This window comes from Mameliella sp. AT18 (genome assembly GCF_028807275.1).
Taxonomy (GTDB): Bacteria; Pseudomonadota; Alphaproteobacteria; order Rhodobacterales; family Rhodobacteraceae; genus Antarctobacter; species Antarctobacter albus.
The window spans coordinates 1-19,747 of the sequence record NZ_JARAMO010000037.1; the positions used below are offsets into that span (position 1 = coordinate 1).

14 protein-coding genes and 3 pseudogenes are annotated in these 19,747 nt (G+C 65.7%); 3 read left to right on the forward strand and 14 right to left on the reverse strand.

The features are described from left to right. Positions 1 to 47 precede the first annotated feature (47 nt). The 3 genes from PVW46_RS04810 to PVW46_RS04820 all read right to left on the reverse strand — a co-directional run bounded on the left by PVW46_RS04810 (position 48) and on the right by PVW46_RS04820 (position 2,801). Complete coding sequence (locus PVW46_RS04810) at positions 48 to 1,013, reverse strand: VOC family protein (protein WP_069211672.1); 966 nt, start codon at positions 1,011 to 1,013, stop codon at positions 48 to 50. A gap of 8 nt (positions 1,014 to 1,021) precedes the next feature. Next, entirely contained in the window at positions 1,022 to 1,753 is a 732-nt protein-coding gene (locus PVW46_RS04815; protein ID WP_043145135.1) for a PIG-L deacetylase family protein, read from the reverse strand. 115 nt (positions 1,754 to 1,868) lie between these two features. After that, positions 1,869 to 2,801: an MFS transporter gene (locus PVW46_RS04820; protein ID WP_069211671.1), complete on the reverse strand. Its 933-nt coding sequence runs from the start codon at positions 2,799 to 2,801 to the stop codon at positions 1,869 to 1,871. Positions 2,802 to 2,928: 127 nt separating this feature from the next. Between PVW46_RS04820 and PVW46_RS04825 the strand changes: the two genes are divergently transcribed. Next, entirely contained in the window at positions 2,929 to 3,225 is a 297-nt protein-coding gene (locus PVW46_RS04825; RefSeq protein WP_069211670.1) for a hypothetical protein, read from the forward strand. Here the strand turns inward: PVW46_RS04825 and PVW46_RS04830 are convergent. The 8 genes and pseudogenes from PVW46_RS04830 to PVW46_RS28655 form a co-directional block, all read right to left on the reverse strand. Next, positions 3,218 to 3,943, reverse strand: a complete 726-nt coding sequence (locus tag PVW46_RS04830) for an XdhC family protein (protein ID WP_069211669.1) — start codon at positions 3,941 to 3,943, stop codon at positions 3,218 to 3,220. The two genes, PVW46_RS04825 and PVW46_RS04830, sit on opposite strands and share 8 nt — an antisense overlap. A gap of 11 nt (positions 3,944 to 3,954) precedes the next feature. Beyond that, positions 3,955 to 4,479 (reverse strand): VWA domain-containing protein, encoded by a 525-nt coding sequence (locus PVW46_RS04835; protein WP_338020516.1) that lies wholly within the window; start codon positions 4,477 to 4,479, stop codon positions 3,955 to 3,957. A gap of 44 nt (positions 4,480 to 4,523) precedes the next feature. After that, a pseudogene (locus PVW46_RS04840) lies at positions 4,524 to 5,069 on the reverse strand (AAA family ATPase); the annotation flags it as partial. A gap of 299 nt (positions 5,070 to 5,368) precedes the next feature. Next, positions 5,369 to 7,761, reverse strand: a pseudogene (locus tag PVW46_RS04845) (aerobic carbon-monoxide dehydrogenase large subunit). After that, positions 7,758 to 8,291, reverse strand: coding sequence for a (2Fe-2S)-binding protein (locus tag PVW46_RS04850; RefSeq protein ID WP_069211700.1), 534 nt, complete (start codon positions 8,289 to 8,291; stop codon positions 7,758 to 7,760). Before PVW46_RS04850 ends, PVW46_RS04845 begins: the two are co-directional and overlap by 4 nt. A gap of 30 nt (positions 8,292 to 8,321) precedes the next feature. Then, positions 8,322 to 9,145 (reverse strand): annotated as a pseudogene (locus PVW46_RS04855) (FAD binding domain-containing protein); the annotation flags it as partial. Continuing rightward, positions 9,142 to 9,636 carry an MHYT domain-containing protein gene (locus PVW46_RS28650; protein ID WP_338020517.1) on the reverse strand — a complete coding sequence of 165 codons (495 nt, stop codon included), beginning with the start codon at positions 9,634 to 9,636 and terminating at the stop codon, positions 9,142 to 9,144. The pseudogene PVW46_RS04855 and the gene PVW46_RS28650, both read right to left, overlap by 4 nt. Then, positions 9,630 to 9,761 (reverse strand): hypothetical protein, encoded by a 132-nt coding sequence (locus PVW46_RS28655; protein WP_338020518.1) that lies wholly within the window; start codon positions 9,759 to 9,761, stop codon positions 9,630 to 9,632. Before PVW46_RS28655 ends, PVW46_RS28650 begins: the two co-directional genes overlap by 7 nt. A 457-nt stretch (positions 9,762 to 10,218) precedes the next feature. Between PVW46_RS28655 and PVW46_RS04865 the strand changes: the two genes are divergently transcribed. Both PVW46_RS04865 and PVW46_RS04870 read left to right on the forward strand, forming a co-directional pair. Continuing rightward, positions 10,219 to 10,419 (forward strand): hypothetical protein, encoded by a 201-nt coding sequence (locus PVW46_RS04865; RefSeq protein ID WP_139132453.1) that lies wholly within the window; start codon positions 10,219 to 10,221, stop codon positions 10,417 to 10,419. Between the two features lie 17 nt (positions 10,420 to 10,436). Continuing rightward, a complete protein-coding gene (locus PVW46_RS04870; RefSeq protein ID WP_069211666.1) occupies positions 10,437 to 12,605 on the forward strand; it encodes a M10 family metallopeptidase C-terminal domain-containing protein in 2,169 nt (722 codons plus the stop codon). A gap of 18 nt (positions 12,606 to 12,623) precedes the next feature. On the opposite strand, the gene PVW46_RS04875 is transcribed toward PVW46_RS04870, so the two are convergent. From PVW46_RS04875 to PVW46_RS04885, 3 genes are read right to left on the reverse strand one after another with little or no spacing between them, the layout of a single operon-like run. After that, on the reverse strand, positions 12,624 to 13,529 hold the full coding sequence (locus tag PVW46_RS04875) for a transglutaminase family protein (RefSeq protein ID WP_338020519.1): 906 nt from the start codon (positions 13,527 to 13,529) through the stop codon (positions 12,624 to 12,626). Positions 13,530 to 13,544: 15 nt separating this feature from the next. Continuing rightward, positions 13,545 to 15,944, reverse strand: a complete 2,400-nt coding sequence (locus PVW46_RS04880; RefSeq protein ID WP_069211664.1) for a circularly permuted type 2 ATP-grasp protein — start codon at positions 15,942 to 15,944, stop codon at positions 13,545 to 13,547. Between the two features lies 1 nt (position 15,945). After that, complete coding sequence (locus PVW46_RS04885; protein WP_069211663.1) at positions 15,946 to 19,347, reverse strand: transglutaminase family protein; 3,402 nt, start codon at positions 19,345 to 19,347, stop codon at positions 15,946 to 15,948. Positions 19,348 to 19,747 lie beyond the last annotated feature (400 nt).

Here is a 19,747-nt window from a genome sequence, read left to right on the forward strand (position 1 = left end):
CCTGTTTCTTCTTGGTCAAAATACCCCAAACGGGGCGCAGCCCCGACCTACCGTTCGACAGGCGGCGTGCCATGCGTGTGGAAGCTCTCGATGGTCTTCAGCCCCCAGGCCTGGCCCTTCTTGCGGTCCGCCTCGGTCCAGACCACCGGCTCCCAGTCGGGGGCCAGCATCAGCCGCGCGCCGGCATTGGCCAGTTCGATCCGGTTGCCCGCCGGTTCCCAGGCATAAAGGAAGAAGGACCCCTGGATCGCGTGTTTGTGCGGGCCGGTCTCGATGTGGACGCCATTTTCCAGGTAGATGTCGGCGGCGCGCAGGATGTCCTCACGCTGGTCGGTGGCGTAAGTCACATGATGCAGGCGCTTCTGCCCGCCGCCTCGCTCCTCGGAACAGACAAGATCGTAGGTCTTGTTGTTGCAGGTGAACCAGCAACCGCCCATCCGCCCGTTGTCCAGCTGGATCAGTTCCGTCACCCGGTGGCCGAGGCAGGTTTCGACAAAGCGGCGGAACTCGGACACGTCCTCACCCAGAAGGTTCACATGGTCGATCCGCCGGGGCGAGATCCCCTGCGCGTGAAACCGGCTGGAGAGGTTCTTGAGCGCCGAGGCATCCTCGGGCGGGGCCTGATATTTCACCGTCTCCCAGTAGAGCTCGAAGACATGGCCGAAGGGATCCTCGAACCGGAAGGACGGCCCGTGGCCCATGTCGCCCTCTGTCCAGCCCAGCACCTTGTAGTCAGAGGCCTCGACGGCCGCGACCCGGCGCGCCAGCGCCTCGGGCGAGGAACAGCGATAGGCAACATGGCCCACGCCGGTCGTCTCATGCGCGGTGAGTTTCATCGAGTGGAACTCGTAATCGTCCCAGGCGCGGAGATAGGCGCTATCCCCCTCGCGCCCCGAAAGCTTCAGCCCGAAGACCCGCGTGAAGAAATCCAGGCTCTCGTCGAACCTGTCGGTATAGATCTCGACATGGCCAAGGTGCGCGATGTCGAAGTTGGGATTGGTTGGCTCTGTCATGACCGCCCTCACAGCTCATCCACGGTGCGGGGAAAGATCGACTGGAAACCTTCCGCATACTGGCAGTCGCGCCCGCCGGACTGGCCGCCCGAGTTGCGCTTGAAATGGTTGGCACGTTGCTGTGCGACGCGGGTGTAATAGTCCCAGAGGTGGACCTGGCCCTGCATGGCTTCCATAGCCGCGCGCTTCTTCTCCCAGACCGGCGTGATGTCGAGGAAGACATCCGGTTTCCATCCCATCTGCTCGGTCTGGTGCGGCTCGAAGAGGTATAGTTGCGGCGCGCCCAGCACCTTTTCGCCCGGATTGTGCCCCCATGCCTGCGCCACCATGCGGGCCTCCAGCGCGATCTGGGTCATGTACATATGGTCGGTGTTGTAGGGGTCGTATTGCGAATGGCTCATCATGAAGTTCGGCTGAACCTTGCGGATCAGGTCCACCAGCGCGAACTTGTCCTCCCGCTCGAGGTGCAGGGGATAATCGCCAAGATCGTAGCAGACCAGGTCATGCGCCCCCAGCGCCTCGGCCGCCGCCTCGGCCTCGCCCCGGCGGATGTCCTTCACCTCCTGCAGGCTCTTGCCTTCCTTCCAGAGCCGTGCGCTTTCGCCCCTTTCCCCGAAGGACAGGCAGGCCACAGTCACCTCGTATCCCATCTCTGCATGCAGGGCGATCGCGCCACCACACCGCCAGACGAAATCCGCCGCATGGGCCGAAATCACCAGCGCCGTCTTGTTCCCGCTCATGCCGTCTGTTCCTCCTCCGCTTGTGGCGCACAGCCTGCTCTCTTTGACGGCAAACGGCCAATTCGAAAGGCGCGGAGGGCATGAATTCTTGCTATAGCGATTTAGCGTGGAAAGGTCAGAACTTGGCGCCCCATCGCGGGTGCTGATCGTCGATCACCAGCGCGTGGAAATGTTCCCGGTGGCCCTGCAGGTGGGGGTGAACCAGCGGCAGGTTGTCATGCCGGTGCGGCACCTCCACCGGATCGCCCCCGGGCCAGAGCCGCAGCGACGCGACCAGCCCGACCGCCCCCAGCACCGCCAGCCCGATGAGCGCCGGCACCGTGCCAAGGGCGGTCATCAGCCACCCCGACAAGGGATAGGTCAGCAGCCAGCAGGCATGGCTGAGCGCGAATTGCGCGGCAAAGACCGCCGGACGATCCTCGGGATGGGCGGACCGTTTCAACAGCCGCCCCGAGGGCGTCAGCACCGCCGAGTAGCCCAGCCCGACGCCCAGCCAGACCGCCGCCAGCAGCGCCGAGGCGGCAAAGCCTGCGACCGTGCCCAGGAACAGCAGGTTGTAGCTCATCACCGCCAGCAACAGCGCCGCCAGCGTGGGCGAGACGATGTTTTCCAGGTCGTAAGCCAGCCGCGACAGGGACAAGGCACGGGTATAGCGCGCCTCGTCGGGCAGCACGTCCGGGATCGTGGCCTGGAAGGTCGGGGTAGAGGCGACCGAGGCCGATTGCAGGACAAAGACCAGCGCGTAGATCTGCCAGGTCTCGGTCACGAAAGGCAGGCACAGCGCCACCGCTGCGCGCAGCATGTCCAGGCCAACCAGCAGCGCCCGCCGGTTCACCCGGTCGGCAAAGGCCCCTGCCACCGGCGCGATCCCGACATAGGCCACCATCTTGATGGTAAAGATCGTGCCCAGCACCATGCCCGCGCTGTCGCCCGCCAGGTCAAAGGCCAACAGCCCCAGCGCCACGGTTGCCAGCCCCGTCCCCAATAGGGCGACGACCTGCGCCAGGAAAAGATGCCGTGAGGTTCGGTGTGCCAGGATGTCCAGCATGGGGTCTCGCTCCGCGCTTCTGCCCAAATGGCCAGCGCGTCACACCGCGCCCATGCAAGAGAGGGCCGCTGCCCCTTGCGGCGAACCCGCCCGTCGAAAAGACTGGCCGGAGCAACGAGAGAGGGACATGCCCCGCATCCTTCAGATCACCGATCCCCATGTCCTGACCGCCGGCTCACTGGCCTATGGTGTCGTCGACACCGGCGCGGCGCTGGAACGTACGGTTGCGGGCATCCGCGTCGGCGCGATCCGCTGGCGGTGTGACCTTGGCGGCGTTTGCGTGTTCGGGCTGGACACGCAGATGACGGGCGCACCGCATGGTGCGCTGGGGTCCGAGACGCCGGACCCGAGGGCATCCGCAGTCATCTCTTGCCGCTGGGCGACTGGTCCGGCCCGCATCCCTTTGCTGGCTGAGGTCAGCTGAGACCAGTGCGGGCGGCCCCTGCCAGACGGTGACGGTGTCGCCACATGACAACCTCGGCCAGGATCGACAGCGCGATCTCACCGGGTTCAATCGCGCCGATGTCCAACCCGGCGGGCGCCTTGAGCCGTCCGGCCCGTTCGCCGCACATCCCCTCTTCCAGCAGGCGTTTGCACAGCACGGCCGCCTTTCGGCGCGAAGCCACCATCGTCACGTTGCCCGCCGCTCTCTCCTGGGCCTCCAGGTCGGCTCCCTCGAAGCGCAGGCAGGTGCCGTCGAACGGCACCTCCTCCCGCAGGGCGATCCGGTAGCCGGCCAGCGCCCCATGCGCCGCGACGGACCGCGCGATGGGCGTGTCGCCAAGGATGCAGAGCATCGGTGCATACGCATAGGGTTCGATCAGCAGTTCGACGGTCCCGCCCGAGGGGCACGCGCATTTGTAGACCCGCGTGCCGTCCGTGTCGCGCAAGGCGACGACCTTGTCCTTCGGCTTGACCCGGATCACCTGGGGGCAGCCCTGGGTCAGCGCCTCAGCCGCGGCCTTTTGCACCGCCCGCGTCACGCAGGCGCCGCCCAAGTGGCCGATCAGCTCAACTGTCTCGGTCACTGCCGCCTTAGCGGCAGGCCGGGCCGAAGTGACCTCTGCGGTGCGTACGACGGCCGCCGCGCAGAATGGGCGGCCCCTTGCCCGCAGGTCCGCGATCCTGTCGAAACCGTCCATCTCCTGCTCCCTCAAAGCCTTGCCAGGTCCTGTTCCAGCGCCGCGATGGTATTGGCGGGCAGCGGCGTCAGCCAGACGATCCGCCGCGTCCGCCGCCGCAACCGCGCCAGCTCCTCGGCCACCGCCTCTGGCGGGCCGGTGCAATAGCCGTCGCTGAGGATCAGCACGGCTGTCCGGCCGTTCAGCGCCCGCGCAGCATACCCCCGATTGAAGGTGCGCAGCGCCCCGCCGATGTCGGTGCCGCCGCCAAAGCCCTCGGCCATGAGGCTGAGCCGCCCGGCCGCGCGCAGCATGTCCCGGTCGCGCAGCGCATCGGTGATCCGCATCAGTCGGGGGTGAAACAGGTAGGCGTCCCCATGCAGGTCGGCGCCGATCAGGCCCTTGAGAAAAGCAAGGAACACGCGGGACACGACCGTCATCGACCCGCTGACATCGCAGAGCGCCACGATCGGCACGGGCCGGTCCGGGCGGGTTAAGCGCGGCAGGTTCAGCGGTTCGCCCCCACGCGCAAGACTGGCGCGCATCAGGCGCCGCATATCGGGTTCCTGCCCCCGCAGCGCCCGCTTGCGGCGGCGCGAGCGGCGGCCAGGTCGTTGATCCCCAGACCGGACAAGGCGGCGGCCCAGTCCAGCATCTCGGCGATGCCCGGTTTCTTTTCCAGATCCTCTTGCCGCAGGGCCTGCACGACGGCAATGACCTGCCGCGCCAGCCGCGCCTCGATCCCCGGTGCCCGGCGGGACAGGATCGCCAGTTCCGTGTCCCGGTCGGGATAGTCGACATATGCGTAAAGGCACCGCCGACGCAGCGTGTCCGACAACTCGCGCGTGCCATTGGCAGTCAGGATGACGAGTGGCCGCGACCGGGCAGAGATCGTGCCCAGTTCCGGTATGGTGATCTGGAATTCCGACAGGATTTCCAGCAGGTAAGCCTCGAACTCCTCATCCGCGCGGTCGATCTCGTCGATCAGCAGGACAAGCGGCACCTCCTGCCGGATGGGATCGAGCAAGGGACTTTGCAGCAGGAATTTCTCGGTGAAAAGCGCCTCTTCGCCCGTACCCTCGGCCCGGATTGCAAGCAATTGCCTTTGGTAGTTCCATGCGTAGATGGCGTGGCCCGCGTCCAGCCCGCCACCCGTTCCAACGGGCCGATCCTGTCGCGCAGGTTGGCCATGACCGACAGCGCCACGGCCCGGGCGGCCTCATAGCCCTCTTCGGTGGCCAGGTCGCGGCCCAGCTGGCCATAGGGACCGATCAGCCGACCCGTCCTGTCCTGCGCCGGATGCCACGACACCAGCACCCTGTCGCCGCGCACCGTGATCAGAGAGAACGGCAGGTGCACCCCTTCCGGCAGCTTGACCGGCGCGGGCAGCGTCAATCCCAGGTCTGCAAGCCTGTCTTCAGGTGTCGTCCCGTATCGCCTCCTCGCTCACCGGTGCAGCCCAAGGTTCCGCTCGATCTTCAACACCCGCCAGTGATCGTCCGGCATGTGGCTTTGCGTCAGGCCAAAGGGCCGAAAAGCATCGTGAACGGCCTTCGAGAAACAGGGCACGGACCCCACGTTGGGGCTTTCGCCGTCGCCCTTGTCCCTGATCGGATGATGCGGCGAGGGCGTGACCGTGTGATCGGCCTGGTAGGTCGGCGTCTCCCACGATGTCGGCAAGAAGAAATCCATCAAGGTCGCGGTCTTGTGGTTGCCCATGTCGTCGTAGGCGATCTCCTGTCCCATCGCGATGGCATAACCCTCGGTCGCGCCACCATGCACCTGCCCCTCGATGATCATCGGGTTGATGCGCGTGCCGCAGTCGTCCAGCCCGTAGAACTGGCGCACTTCATGTTCGCCGGTATCCACGTCGATCTCCATCACGCAGATATAGGCGCCGAATGGATAGGTCATGTTGGGCGGATCAAAGTAGCTGACCGCCTACAGCCCCGGAATCGCCTTGTTGTAGCTGGCGAAGGCGATCTCCTTAATTGTCTTGAAGCGACTCTCGTCGCCCTTGACCACGAAACGATCCACGTCCCATTCAACGTCGCCGTCATGCACCTCCAGCAGGTAGGCCGCGATCATCTGGGCCTTTGCGCGGATCTTGCGCGCGGCCATCGCCGTTGCCGCCCCTGCGACAGGTGTCGAGCGCGAGCCATAGGTGCCAAGCCCGTAAGGCGCGGTATCCGTGTCCCCCTCTTCCAGCGTGATGTCATCCGCCGGCAGGCCAATCTCGGAGGCGATGATCTGGGCAAAGGTCGTCGCGTGCCCCTGCCCCTGGCTGATCGTGCCCGGCCGCGCGATGGCGCTGCCGGTCGGGTGGATGCGGACCTCGCAGCTGTCGAACATGCCGAGGCCAAAGATATCGCAGTTCTTGACCGGCCCGGCGCCGACGATCTCGGTGAAATGGGTCAGGCCAATGCCCATCAGCTTGCGCGTCTTGCCAGCCCTGAAATCCTCCAGCATTTGCGCCTGCTCCTTGCGCAGATCGTCATACCCCACAGCCGCCAGCGCCTTGTCCCATGCGGTGTGATAGTCGCCGCTGTCATATTCCCGGCCAAGCGCGCTCTGGTAGGGGAACTGGTCCTTGCGGATGAAGTTGATCCTGCGCAGTTCGGCCGCGTCCATTTTCAGCTTGATCGCCAACACCTCGATCATGCGCTCGATGAAATAGGCGGCCTCGGTGACGCGAAAGGAACAGCGATAGGCCACGCCGCCCGGAGCCTTGTTGATAAAGACACCGTCGACCGACAGGTGGGCGGTGGGAATATCATAGGACCCGGTGCAGATGTTCATGAACCCCGCCGGGAATTTCGTGGGATCGGCACAGGCGTCAAAACCGCTTGATCCGCCGTCGTGTGGCACCAAAGCCCGGTGATCTGGCCATCCTTCGTGGCGGCGATCTTGCCCTGCATCCAGTAGTCCCGGGCAAAGGCGGTGGACATGGGATTGTCCATCCGGCCCTCGACCCATTTCACCGGCTTACCGGTCACAATCGAGGCCAATACAGAGCAGACATAGCCCGAATAGGCCCCCACCTTGTTGCCGAAGCCCCCGCCGATGTCCGGAGAGATCACCCGGATATCGTGTTCGGCGATGCCCGAGATCAGCGAGGCGACCGTGCGGATCGCGTGCGGCGCCTGGAACGTGCCGTAAAGCGTCAGCTTGTCCATCGAGGCCACGCAGCCGCATGTCTCCAGCGGACAGGGATGGGTGCGGTGGTAATAGACCATCTCCTCGGCCACCACGTCAGCCTCCGCCAGCACCTGTTCGGTCGCGTCCTTGTCCCCCTGCTCCCAGGTGAAGATGTGGTTATGGTGTTTCCGGGGGCCATGCGCCCCCTCGGTCTGGCCCGCGAGGTCCTCTCGCAGGACCACGTCCGATTTCAGCGCCTCGAAGGGATCGGTGACAACGGGCAGTTCCTCGTACTCGACCTCGACCGCCTCGACGCCGTCGGCGGCGGCGTAGCGGCCGGTCGCGACGACACAGGCCACCTCCTGCCCCTGGAACAGCACCTTGCCATCCGCCAGGACCATCTGCTTGTCACCCGCCAGCGTCGGCATCCAGTGCAGGCCCAGCGGTTCGAGGTCCTTGGCAGTCAGGACTGCCAGAACCCCGGGCACCTTCAGCGCCTCCTCGGTGTTGATCAAGACCACCTTCGCATGGGCATAGGGCGAGCGCACGAAATCGCCGAACAGCATCCCGTTCAGCTTGATGTCGTCGACGCAATTCCCCTTGCCCTGGGTGAACCGAACATTCTCCACCCGCTTGCGCGAGCAACCCATGCCCTTGAGGCCGGCAGAGCGTTCCTCGGGGCTTTGCACGTCGTCCTTCATTCCGCGGCCTCCACCTTTTGTTGCCCTACCCCTTCGGTACTTGAGGCCGTGTCTTGACCATCCATCATCTCGGCGGCCGCGAGGAACGCCTTGACGATGTTCTGGTAGCCGGTGCATCGGCAGAGGTTCCCGGCCATGCCGAACCGCACCTGTTCCTCGGTGGGTGTCGGGTTCTCCTGCAGGAAGCGGTGCGCGAGGGTGATCATCCCCGACGTGCAGAACCCGCATTGCAGCCCGTGATGTTTGCGAAACATCTCTTGCAGGACGGACAGCGATCCGTCGGCGTTCACCAGCCCCTCGACCGTGGTCACATCCGCGCCCTGCGCCTGTGCCACGAAGACCGTGCAGGCTTTCACCGACCGTCCGTCCATGTCGACCGTGCAGGCCCCGCAATGCGAGGTCTCGCAGCCCACGTGCGGGCCGGTCACGCCGTGGTTCTCGCGCAGGAAGTGGATCAACAGCGTGCGCGGTTCGGCCAAACCCTCTACCGCCGCGCCGTTCACCGTCAGCTTGACGTGCATCTTGCTCATCAGTCTCCCTCTCAGCCCGCAACCCACAACCCGCGACAGAACGCGGTCGATGGCCCGGCGCGGCACGACGCCCACCACATGTCTCTTGAACTCCACCGGACCGCGCATGTCCTCCTGCGGGTCAATGGCTGCGAGCGCGGCGCTGACGGCCCCCTCCCTGTCTCCGGCCGCCGGCGCCACGCCCGCCTCTGCCGACCACACCGGCACATCGGCCAGGTTGGTCATGGCAATCGAGGCAAAACCCTCGCCGACCAGCACCGCCGCCGCCGCGGTGGCATAATCGCCGATCTTGCGTTTCTGCTTTTCATAGGCATAGCCCGTGCCCGCCGCAGGGATCGGGACCATGAGACGGGTCAGGATCTCGTCATCCGCCCGGGCGGTGAAATAGGCGCTCTCGTAGAAATCCCGCGCTTGGATCTGGCGTAGGTCGTCCGGCCCAGTCACCTGGTAGGTCGCGTCAAGGCATTGCATCAGCCCCGGCATGTCGTTGTCCGGATCGCCGTTGGCGACATTGCCCCCCAGTGTTCCCGGGTAGCGCACCTGCGGGTTGGCGATCTGCAACGCCGCCTCGCGCAGCAGGGGGACGGCTTGCCCCAGACCCGCATGCGCGATCAATTCGTCCTGGGTGACCATCGCCCCCAGCGACACGCTGTCGGCGCCGATCTCGATTCCCTGCAGATCCGGGATGTCGCGCAGGTTCACCAGGTGCGACAGCACCGCCATGCGCAGCTTCATCATCGGCACAAGGCTGTGGCCGCCCGCGATAACCCGCGCCTCGCCCCGTGTTCCTGCAACAGCCCTATGGCTGCGCCCAGGTCCCTTGGTCTGTGATAGTCGAAGCCCGCCGGTATCATCTGTGAACGCCCTCCCCGCGATCTTGCGCCGCTGCTGGGACGGTTCCCCCTGACCACGCCGGAACCAACGGCAGAGCCATAAAAGACAGGCATTCGCGCACGAAATGCGACAAGGCGGGCCCGGCGGTGTCGCCCCCGTCCAGACCGATGAACCCGGTGCCCGCCATCGCGATGAAATGCACCGCGAAGACCGAGAGGCCAAAGACCAGCGTCCCCAGCAGGATGCTGCCCCGCGTACGCTTGCCATAGGCGATCCAGATCGCCGCAACCGACAGCACCAGCGCCGCGGCCAGAGTCAGCGTCAACGGACCGCGATCGTGGAAATGCAGGATCGACAACGCAAGCCCGACCATCAGGATCGCGATCAGCACCGAGATCAGCGTCGCCAGCCCGTCGTAGGAGAAGAGGATCGGCAGTTGCAGCCCCAGCATGGCCACGAAATGCAACGACCAGATGCCGCCCCCCAGCGCCACCGCAGCGATTGCTACCACGAGCTTGCGCCGGGCCAGCGGCAAGGCCGAGGCCCCCGCGTCAGGGAAAGCCCGCTGAACCCGGCCATCAGCGCCACCGCCAGCGAGGCGGCCACAAGGGCCGGCTGATGCGAGAATTCAAGCACGCCACCGCTCCTTCCGATGGGCGGGATTGGGGCACATGGCCCCCGTTCCTGCAAGCAGGCGGATGACATCGACGGACGCTTCATGATACAATTTTAAGAAGAGTTTTCGAAAAGGCGTGACGACCTGTAGCGCCGCTTCGGGAAACAGTGCGCGCCGCAAATGTTTACGGTTTCTTAACGCGCACCAATGACGCGATATTAACATTTTCCGGCCCTTCGGACCTCAAATTCCCCGGTCCAAAGTCGATCCGTGACCGATCTGCTCCTGGTCCGCTGCCCCTTAGACCGCCACAGGAAGACCGCAATGAACGCCCGCCCAAGGCACCTCCATGCCCTGCCCCCGGCCCCCGCCGGAGCGCGTCAATCATCGTCTTCCCGTCCCATCACGTCTTCCGGCGAAACGCAGCTCGCCGGCCTTCTGCGTGAACGGTTGCGGCACCACGCGGCGGAACGGGGCGTGCCCTGTCCCCGGGCACGGATCACCGTGCATGGCCGATCGGTTCTTCGGGCACAGCTGTTGTTCGAGAGCGTCGACGGGACCTTTCGTGCCGGTCCCAGGCTGGAATTCTCGGTCAGCGATGCCGCCATCACCGGCACCCTGCTGGACGTCTTTGCCCAAGCCCTTCTCGACCGCTGCCCCTTGCCCCACAGCACCTGACAGACAGGACCTGACCCATGTGCTTTCTCTGCCAAAGCCTCGACCCTTCCATCGAAATCTACGACGGTCACGGCCTGACCGGGCCGACGGCGGCGCCTTCGGGCGCAAACGGCGGAACCACGGAGGCCGCCCTGCCGGTTTTCACCCTGGACCAGGTGGCCTATCAACTGACGCATGGCTACTGGCAGAACGGCGGTGGTGACTGGCGGGCCTTCGACGTGCAGGCCGGCGGAGAGATCACCGTCAACATCGACGCGCTGGACGCTGCCGGCCAGACGGCTGCCCTTGCCGCGCTGGAGGCATGGACCGCGGTTTCGGGGATTCAGTTCACCCTGACCTCGGGGACCGCCGACATCACCTTCGACGACACCGAAAGCGGCGCCTACGCCTATTCCTACGTCTACACGTCCTGGAACGAGATCGACCAGTCTTTCGTCAATGTGCACCCCAGTTGGCAAGGCTACGGCGACTACTATTACCAGACCTACATCCACGAGATCGGCCACGCGCTTGGGCTGGGTCACGGCGGCAACTACAACGGCGCCGCAGACTTCGGGACCGACGCGCATTACGCCAACGACAGCTGGCAGATGTCGATCATGTCCTACTTTGCCCAGTGGGAAAACCCGAACGTCGACGCATCGGGCATGTACCTGGCGACGCCGCAGATGGCCGACATCCTCGCGATCCAGAACCTTTACGGCACCCCTGACAACGTCCACACGGGCAACACGGTCTACGGGGACAACACCAACCTGACCGCAACCGGGATGGACCTGGCGCCGGGCCGGGCGGTGGCGATCTTCGACAGTTCCGGCATCGACGTGATCGACCTCGGCTCGCGCGGGCATGACCAGCGCCTCAGCCTGGAGCCCGAAAGCTGGTCGGACATCGACGGCTACGCGGGCAACTTTGCCATCGCCCGCGGCGCGGTGATCGAGAACGCCATCACCGGCAGCGGCGACGACCATATCACCGGCAACGCCGCCTCGAACGACATCCAGAGCGGCGCCGGCGCGGATACCATCAAGGGCGGCGAAGGCGACGACACCATCGACGGCGGCGCGGGCGTGGACGTGGTCGTCTTTGAAGGCGCCTCCGAAGGATTTGCCCTGGCCTGGAACGGCGCACTGACCGTGACCGACATCGACCTGACCGATGGCGGCGACGATGGCACGGACACGCTTTTGGGGGTCGAGACCCTCAGCTTTACCGACGGCGCCTTCGGGACCGTGCAGGACAACGGCACGACAACCCTTGTCCGGCTATACCAGACCGGCAGCAACCTGACCGCCGCGACGCTGGAGATCGACGTCGACGACACCCACGAATGGGAATCGATCGCCCGCGATTTCACGGCGACCGGCCAATGGGCGAAACAGACCAACACCTATGACAACGGCCGGGTGCTGGAGATCTTCTACTCGGATGGGCTGCGCACCTCCTCGACCATGACCGACAGCGCCGACGTCTATGCCTGGGACAGCTACACCGATGGCTACGACGCCAGCGGGGCACGGATCTACAATGGCATCACCTGGGACGGCGGCAAGCTGGTCGAGACCCATTTCGACGCGGACGGCGCGCGCACCAGTTCCTTGGTGACGGATGGCGGAGACGTCTATGGCTGGCACACCATCGAACGGGTCTACGACGGCGCCGGCGTACTGACCGACCAGACCAACACCTATGACGATGGTCGCGTCCAGCAGATCGTCTACACCGGGGGCGCGCGCTCGGCGATCCACATGACGGATGCCGGCGACGTCGCAAGCTGGGCCAGCTACAGCGATTTCTACGACACCGCCACGGGCGCTCGTACCGCGCGGCAGATGACATTCGACGACGGGCGCCAGGTCGAGATCGGCTTTGACGGCGGGCGCATGGTCTCGCACCTCCTGACCGATGGCGCGGATGACTTCGTCTGGTCCTCGATCGCGCGCACCTGGGATGCCGAAGGCCAGCTCGACAGCCAGACGAACACCTACGACGACGGCCGCGTGCACGAGATCGACTATGCCGACGGTGTCCGCAGCAGCTCGGTCCTGACCGATACGCAGGATGCCTATGCCTGGACCAGCGCGACAGAGACCTACGACGCCAGCGGCGCGCTGGTCGAGCGGGTGACGATCTGGGACGACGGCAGCCAGGATGTCGTCACCTACGGAGACAGCCCCGTGGTCTGAACCGCCTCCGGGCACGGCCTAGTCGGTATTGCTGCGGCCGACCGCCTCGACCGGGGTCCGCTCCACAACCGGGATCACATCAACACTGTGGCGGGTGCTGTGAAACCCCGAGCTGCGCAACGATCCCTTGACCGGCGCCACATCCGCATAATCCCGCCCGATGGCCACGCTGATATGGTCGGCGCCGACGCGCATGTCGTTGGTCGGGTCGATCTCGATCCAGCCGACCTCGTTTCCGCACCAGGCCCGGACCCAGGCGTGCATCGCATCCGCCCCCGCCAGGCGGGGCTGGCCTTCGGGCGGTTCGGTCCGCAGGAAGCCCGAGACATAGCCCGCCGGAATGCCGATCCCGCGCAGCGCGGCGATCATGATGTGACTGATGTCCTGGCAGACACCGCGCCGGTTGGCAAAGGCCGTGGCCGGGTCGGTGGTCACATCGGTTGCCGTCGGGTCAAAGGTGATCTCTTCGTGCAGGGCCCGCGAAATCGCCTCCACCACGGTCAGCACCGGCTGGTCCAGCCGCGTGATGCCGCGCGAAAACGCGGTGATAGAGGGCACCGGCACCACCCGGTCCGAGGCGCCCAGGAAATGATGCGGTGCGCCGGGCGCCAGCGAGGGCACCTCGGCCAGTTCGCGCCGCATGTCCGCCAGGGCACAGGACAGGTCCAGTTCCTTGGGCAGGTCGTCCCGCCGGATGCGGCCGGTGAACCGGAAATCGACCGTGTCCAGCGGCGCGTCATAGGCCATCTCGGTCAGCGCGTTGCCAAAGAAATCCACCCGGTCACGGCGAAAGGCCGGCGCGGGATCGGCCTGCAACAGCCCCGACACCAGGCGCTGCGCCGGCCCGTTGCCGGGCATCATCCGCAGGTGCATCCGTGCCGCCGCTGCGGAGAGTGCATAGGCGTAGCGAACCGAAAGCGTCACGTCGTAAAGCATCCCCTACCCCATGTACTGGGTGTGGATCGCATCCGACACCGCCTGCAGATCATCGGCCAGTTTCGCCAGCGCGGCGCTGTCCAGCACCTCGGGTGTGGCGACGGACAGATCGGTGTGCACCCGCAGGATGCGGCGCCCGACCTCTGTCAGCTGGCTGGACTTGCCTGGCCGGGGCAGTTTCGCCTGTTGATCCAGCAAGACCCCGGCCTGGTAGATCACCGAGCGCGGGTTTTCCGGGTCCAGCGCCAGCAGGTCAACCACCGTGTTCCGGTTCGTCTCGACCGAGTAGCGGCGGCGGTGGGTCATGACGCTGTCACCGATTTCCAGCGCCGCATCCAGGCTGCCCTGCGCCGCACCGCTGGCGGAAAAGACCGCCAGCAGGTCCGAGATCTGGACACCGCGTTCCAGCGCCCGCCCCATCGACATGAAGCGCCAGCCGGAAAAGCGGAACATGTTGTCGTTCACGAGGCCCGCGAAACCGGCCAGCTTGCGAAGGAGCTGGCTCAGGGCGCGGCCCGTCGCATCGCCGTGGTCGACTGCCCCCGCGAGGTCACGCGCCGCCCCTTCCAGCTCGTCCAGCGCGTACCAGCCGTCATCAGAGAACCGGTCGCGCACTTTGCTGGCACAGCCGCGCGCCCGTTCCAACAGGTTCAGAAAGAGATCCGGCAAGGGTTCCGCCAGGTACAGCCCACGCCCCTCTAGATAGCGACCAAGCTGGTCGAAGACGGGCATCGGCGTGCCGCCGTTGTCCTCGAGCCGCAGGTGATAGGCGCGCAGGGTCCGCGCGGTGAAATCGGCCCGTTCGACGTAGCGGCCCAGCCAGAACAGGTTGTCCGCCGCGCGCGCGGGCAACCGCCCGGGCATCCGCCGGATGAACGGCCCCGGCTGCTGACCCGACAGCGTCTCGGTGGACACGGGCGCGTCGCTGACCACCCAGACATCCGCCACCGAACCGCCGCTTTGCATCGCCAGCGCCGTTGGGTCTTCTGTCCGGCCGATGCGGGCATAGCCGCCGGGCATCACCGTCCAGCCGTCCTTTGTGCGGGCGGCAAAGACGCGCACCACCATCGGCCGTGGCATCAGCTTGCCGTCGATCATCGCAGGGGTGGTCGACAGCGTCACGGCCTGTTGCCCCACCAGCGCGCCGCCATTCTTGTCCAGCCAGTCGCGCACCGGGCCACGCGCATTGTCACGGAAGCGCCCGCCAAGCGCGGTGGAACTGTCGATCTCGAACGGCAGCTGCGTCGAGAGCGCCGGGCCGATCATCATGCGTTCCAGGTTTTCGCCCACATAGGCACGCTCGCTGGCCTGTCCGCACCACCAGGTGGCGATGTTGGGCAGTTTCAGCCGCTCGCCCATCAGCGCCTCGGAGATGCGCGGCATGAAGGCCATCAGCGCCCGCGCCTCCAGCACGCCCGAGCCCAGGCAATTGAGCATCGTCACCGCGCCAGACCGCAGCGTGCCCACCATGCCCGGCGTGCCCAGGGCAGAGCTTTCGTCCAGCTCCAACGGATCGGCAAAACGCGAGTCCAGCCGCCGCCAGAGCACACTGACGGGTTCCAGCCCGCTGATCGTGCGCACCATCAGCTTGCCGTCGACGCTGACCAGGTCCTCGGACTCCAGCAACAGGAAGCCCAGGTAGCGCGCGATATAGGCGTGTTCGAAATAAGTGTCGGTGTTTTGCCCCGGCGTCAGGATCGCCACCTGCCCCTGCTCGGGGCCGCGCAGCTGGGTCAGCCTGTCACGGAAGGTGCGAAAGAAGGCCGCCAGCCGGTGAACATTCGTCTCCTGGTAGAGATCGTTGAAAACCCGCAGCGTCGCCATCCGGTTTTCCAGCGCGAACCCCGCCCCCGAGGGCGCCTGCGTGCGGTCCCCCAGCACCAGCCAGCTGCCATCCGGAGAGCGTCCGATCTCGAAGGCCAGGAAATACAGGTAGTGGTCAGAGCGCGGCTTGATCCCCACCATAGGGCGCAACCATTCCGGGTTGCGCGCGACCAGCTGGGGCGGCAGGATGCCCCGCTTGACCAGCGTCGCCGGGCCATAGAGATCGGCCATCGTGCGTTCCAGAAGTTCCGCCCGCTGGGCGATGCCTTCGGCCAGCTTGCTCCACTCGGTCTCGCCGATGATGACGGGGATATGGCTCAGCGGCCAGTCCCGGAGGGCGGATTCGTCGCCCGTGTACTGGCGATAGTAGACGCCCGCATCCTGCAGATACAGATCGCCGCGGGCAAAGTCCTGGTTCACCTGGTCCGGATTGCGCCCGGCCAGGTGGTCGATCATCGGCTTCCAGACCGGGCGCAGCGTTCCATCAGGGCGCAAAAGCTCATCTGCCACCCCCTTGGGTGGCAGATAATGGTCCAGTGGCGCCTTGCGCGCCGGCGTGACGGCGCCGGTTTCGCCCATGTCAGATCCAGGGCGCGCGCCGCAGGTCCAGGGTCATCGGGAACTCCGGGTGCGGGTTTTCAGTCGCCGGCCAATAGGTTCCGGGCGTATGCCCCCATTTCTGGAAACGCGCCAGGCGGCGGGCATCGGCCTCGTTCGTGTTGACCGGGAAGGTATCATAGCTGCGCCCGCCGGGATGCGCCACATGATAGGTGCAGCCGCCGATCGCCCGGCCCGACCAGGTGTCGAAGATGTCGAAGACCAGCGGCGCATTGACCGGCAAGACCGGGTGCAGCGCCTCGGCCGGTTGCCAGGCCTTGAACCGCACGCCGCCCACCTTGCGCCCGCTGGTGCCGGTCCCGTGCATCGGAACCTGCCGCTGGTTGCAGCAGACGACATAGCGGCTGGGGTCCAGCGCGGTCAGCTGCACCTGCATCCGCTCCACCGAACTATCGGTGTAGCGTACGGTGCCGCCAATCGCGCCGCGCTCACCCAGGACGTGCCAGGGCTCCAGCGCCTGCCGCACCTCCAGGTGGACATCCTCGACCTCGATTTCCCCGGCAAAGGGAAAGCGGAACTCCCGCTGCGCCTCGTACCATTCGGGGCGCAGGTCAAAGCCGTGTTCCTTGAGGTCGCGCAGCACGTCCAGGAAATCCTGCCAGACGAATTCCGGCAGCATGAAACGGTCGTGCAGCGTGGTGCCCCAGCGCACCGGCTTGCCCTTGACCGGCGATTTCCACAGCCGCACCAGAAGCGCGCGCAAGAGCACCTGTTGCGCCAGGCTCATCCGGGCATCCGGCGGCATCTCGAAGCCGCGGAACTCTACCAGCCCCAGCCGCCCGGTCGGCCCGTCCGGGGAATAGAGCTTGTCGATGCAGATCTCGGCCCGGTGGGTGTTCCCGGTCACGTCGATCAGGATATTGCGCAACAGCCGGTCCACCAGCCAGGGCTGGGGTGGCTCCCCTTCCGAGGGATCGGGGATCTGGCTCAGCGCGATTTCCAGCTCGTAGAGTGTATCATGCCGCGCCTCATCGATACGGGGCGCCTGGCTGGTCGGGCCGATGAAGGTGCCCGAGAACAGGTAGCTGAGCGAGGGGTGCCGCTGCATGTAGAGGATCAGCGAGCGCAACAGGTCCGGCCGCCGCAGGAACGGCGAATCCATCGTGGTGGCGCCGCCGACGACGACGTGGTTGCCGCCGCCCGTGCCCGTGTGCTTGCCGTCGATCATGAACTTGTCAGCGCCCAGGCGGCTGTTGCGCGCCTCCTCGTAGACGGCGCTGGTGATGTCGACGCAGTCCTTCCAGCTGGAGGCGGGGTGCACGTTGACCTCGATCACGCCCGGGTCCGGCGCCACCTTGATGACGTTCAGACGCGAGTCATGCGGCGGCGTATACCCCTCGATATGCAGCGGCAGGCCAAGGGCCTCGGCGGTCTGCTCGGCGGTCGAGATCAGTTCGAGGTAGTCCTCCAGCATCTCGACCGGCGGCATGAAGATGCACAGCTTGCCGTCGCGCGGCTCAACCGCGATGGCGGTCCGGACAACGCCGCCCTCGGGCGTGACCGCCTGTTCGCGCTGCACCTCGGCAGGTTCGCCGGCCCGCAGGCGCGACACAGGCTGTTCGCGGCCAGGTGTCGTCCGTGGCAGCGTGTCCCGCTCTTCCTGAGCAATCTTGCGCAGTTCCTCGAACAGCGCCTGGCGCTTGTCGTCCATCTCGTGGAAATCGGGCAGGTCCTCGACCGGGACGGTCGGGTCCGCCGGATAGACATAGGGATAGGCCGACGGGCCGACAAAGGGCAGCGTGCCCAGAGGCAGGCGGAACCCCACGGGGCTGTCGCCCGGGATCAGGAACAGGTGGCCGCGGCGCGTCCGCCAGCGTTCCGACCGCCAGCCCCGGCCAAAGGCCCGCGACTGCCAGCGCTGGATCGGCAGGATGAAACCGGCCGGCTTGTCCAACCCACGCTCAAAGACACGGGCGATGCGGGCGCGTGCCTCGGGGTCCTTGAGCCGCGAATCCTCGGGCGTGACGTTTTCCGGCAGTTCCGCCTCTTTCAGGATCCAGACCGCCGGGTCCTCGAACGCCGGCTGGACATATTCCGTGCCGATCTCCAGCGCCTTGGCGAAACCGGTCATGAAGGCCTCGGCATCCGCGGCGGTCGCGCCCCTGGCGGTTTCCTTGGCCACCAGGTCGAGGTTCTTCCAGACCGGCTTGCCGTCCCGCCGCCAATACAAAGAGAAGGTCCAGCGCGGCAGGGTTTCGCCCGGATACCATTTGCCCTGCCCGAAATGCAGGAAACCACCGGGGGCGAACCGATCACGCAGACGCCGGATCAGGTCGTCGGCCAAGGCGCGTTTCTGCGGGCCGACGGCGGCGGTGTTCCACTCCGCGCTTTCGAAATCGTCGATCGAGACAAAGGTCGGCTCACCGCCCATCGTCAGGCGCATGTCCTGCGCTTCGATCTCGGCATCCACCTTTTGCCCAAGCGCATCCAGCGCCTCCCAGCTTTCTTCCGAGAAAGGCTTGGTGATACGCGGATGTTCGGCGACGCGGTGCACCTCCATTTCGAAGTCGAAATCGGTCTTGGTGTCCTTATGGCCGCTGAAGCCGCCCACGATGGGCGCTGCGTTGCTGTAATGCGGCGTGGCCGCCAGCGGGATGTGGCTTTCCCCAGTCAGCAATCCACTTGTCGGGTCCAGCCCCACCCAGCCCGCACCGGGCAGGTATACCTCGCACCAGGCGTGAAGGTCGGTGAAGTCGTGATCCGTGCCCGACGGCCCGTCCAATGCCTCGAGGTCCGGTTTCAGCTGGATCAGGTAACCAGAGACGAACCGCGTGGCAAAGCCCAAGTGGCGCAGGATGTTGATGAGCAGCCAACTGGTATCGCGGCAGGAGCCGGATTTCTTTTCCAGCGTTTCCTCGGGCGTCTGCACACCGGGTTCCATCCGGATCAGGTATTCTGTCTCTTGTTCCAGCTGGCGGTTCAATTCCACCAGCATGTCGATGGTGACCTGTTTCTCGCGTGGGACGCTTTCGACCCATTTCTTCAGCAAGGGCGTCAGAGGTTCGGTCTTGCGATAGACTGCCAGGTCGGGGGCTATTTCCTCGGGGTACTCGAAGGGCCATTCGCGGGCGACATCGTCGACGAAGAAATCGAAGGGGTTGTAGACCGTCATGTCGGCCACCAGGTCGACCTCGATCCGGAATTCCGTCACCGGCTCCGGAAAGACGAACCGGGCCAGCCAGTTGCCATAGATGTCCTGCTGGTGGTTCACGAAGTGCCCCTCGGGAGAGACCTTCAGCGAATGGCTGATCACCCGGGTCCGGCTATGCGGTGCAGGTCGAAGCCGGATGATCTGCGGTGACAAGTTCACCGGGCGGTCGTACTTGTAGTGCGTAAGATGCCGGATGCTCGCGGTGATCGCCATGATGTTTCCGTCTGTCCCAAGGTCTGATTGTCCTCAAGCCAGAGAAGCCGTCCAGGGAGACGATGTAAACCCGCAGATGCCGACAGGGCGCAATCCGCCGATCTTTGCCGCAAGCAGGTGACAGAGTGCGGCATTTGCACATTTCTTGGGCCGTTTGCAGCGAGGCGGACGGCGTTTGCCGCATTTGGCGTCGTGACATGACAGCCCGCCCCGCGCGTTGGTCATGTCAGGCGGCCCGTGTTCGCCCTCCTGCGGCCTCCGGCCGTGTGGCGCCCGGTGACCGGGTATCGGAGCCGGTGACGAAACGGCCGACGGTTTCGCTGAGCGCGCCGGCATCGGTGCGCATCATGTGCGCAGAGGCAGTGGATTCCTCCACCATCGCCGCGTTCTGCTGGGTGAC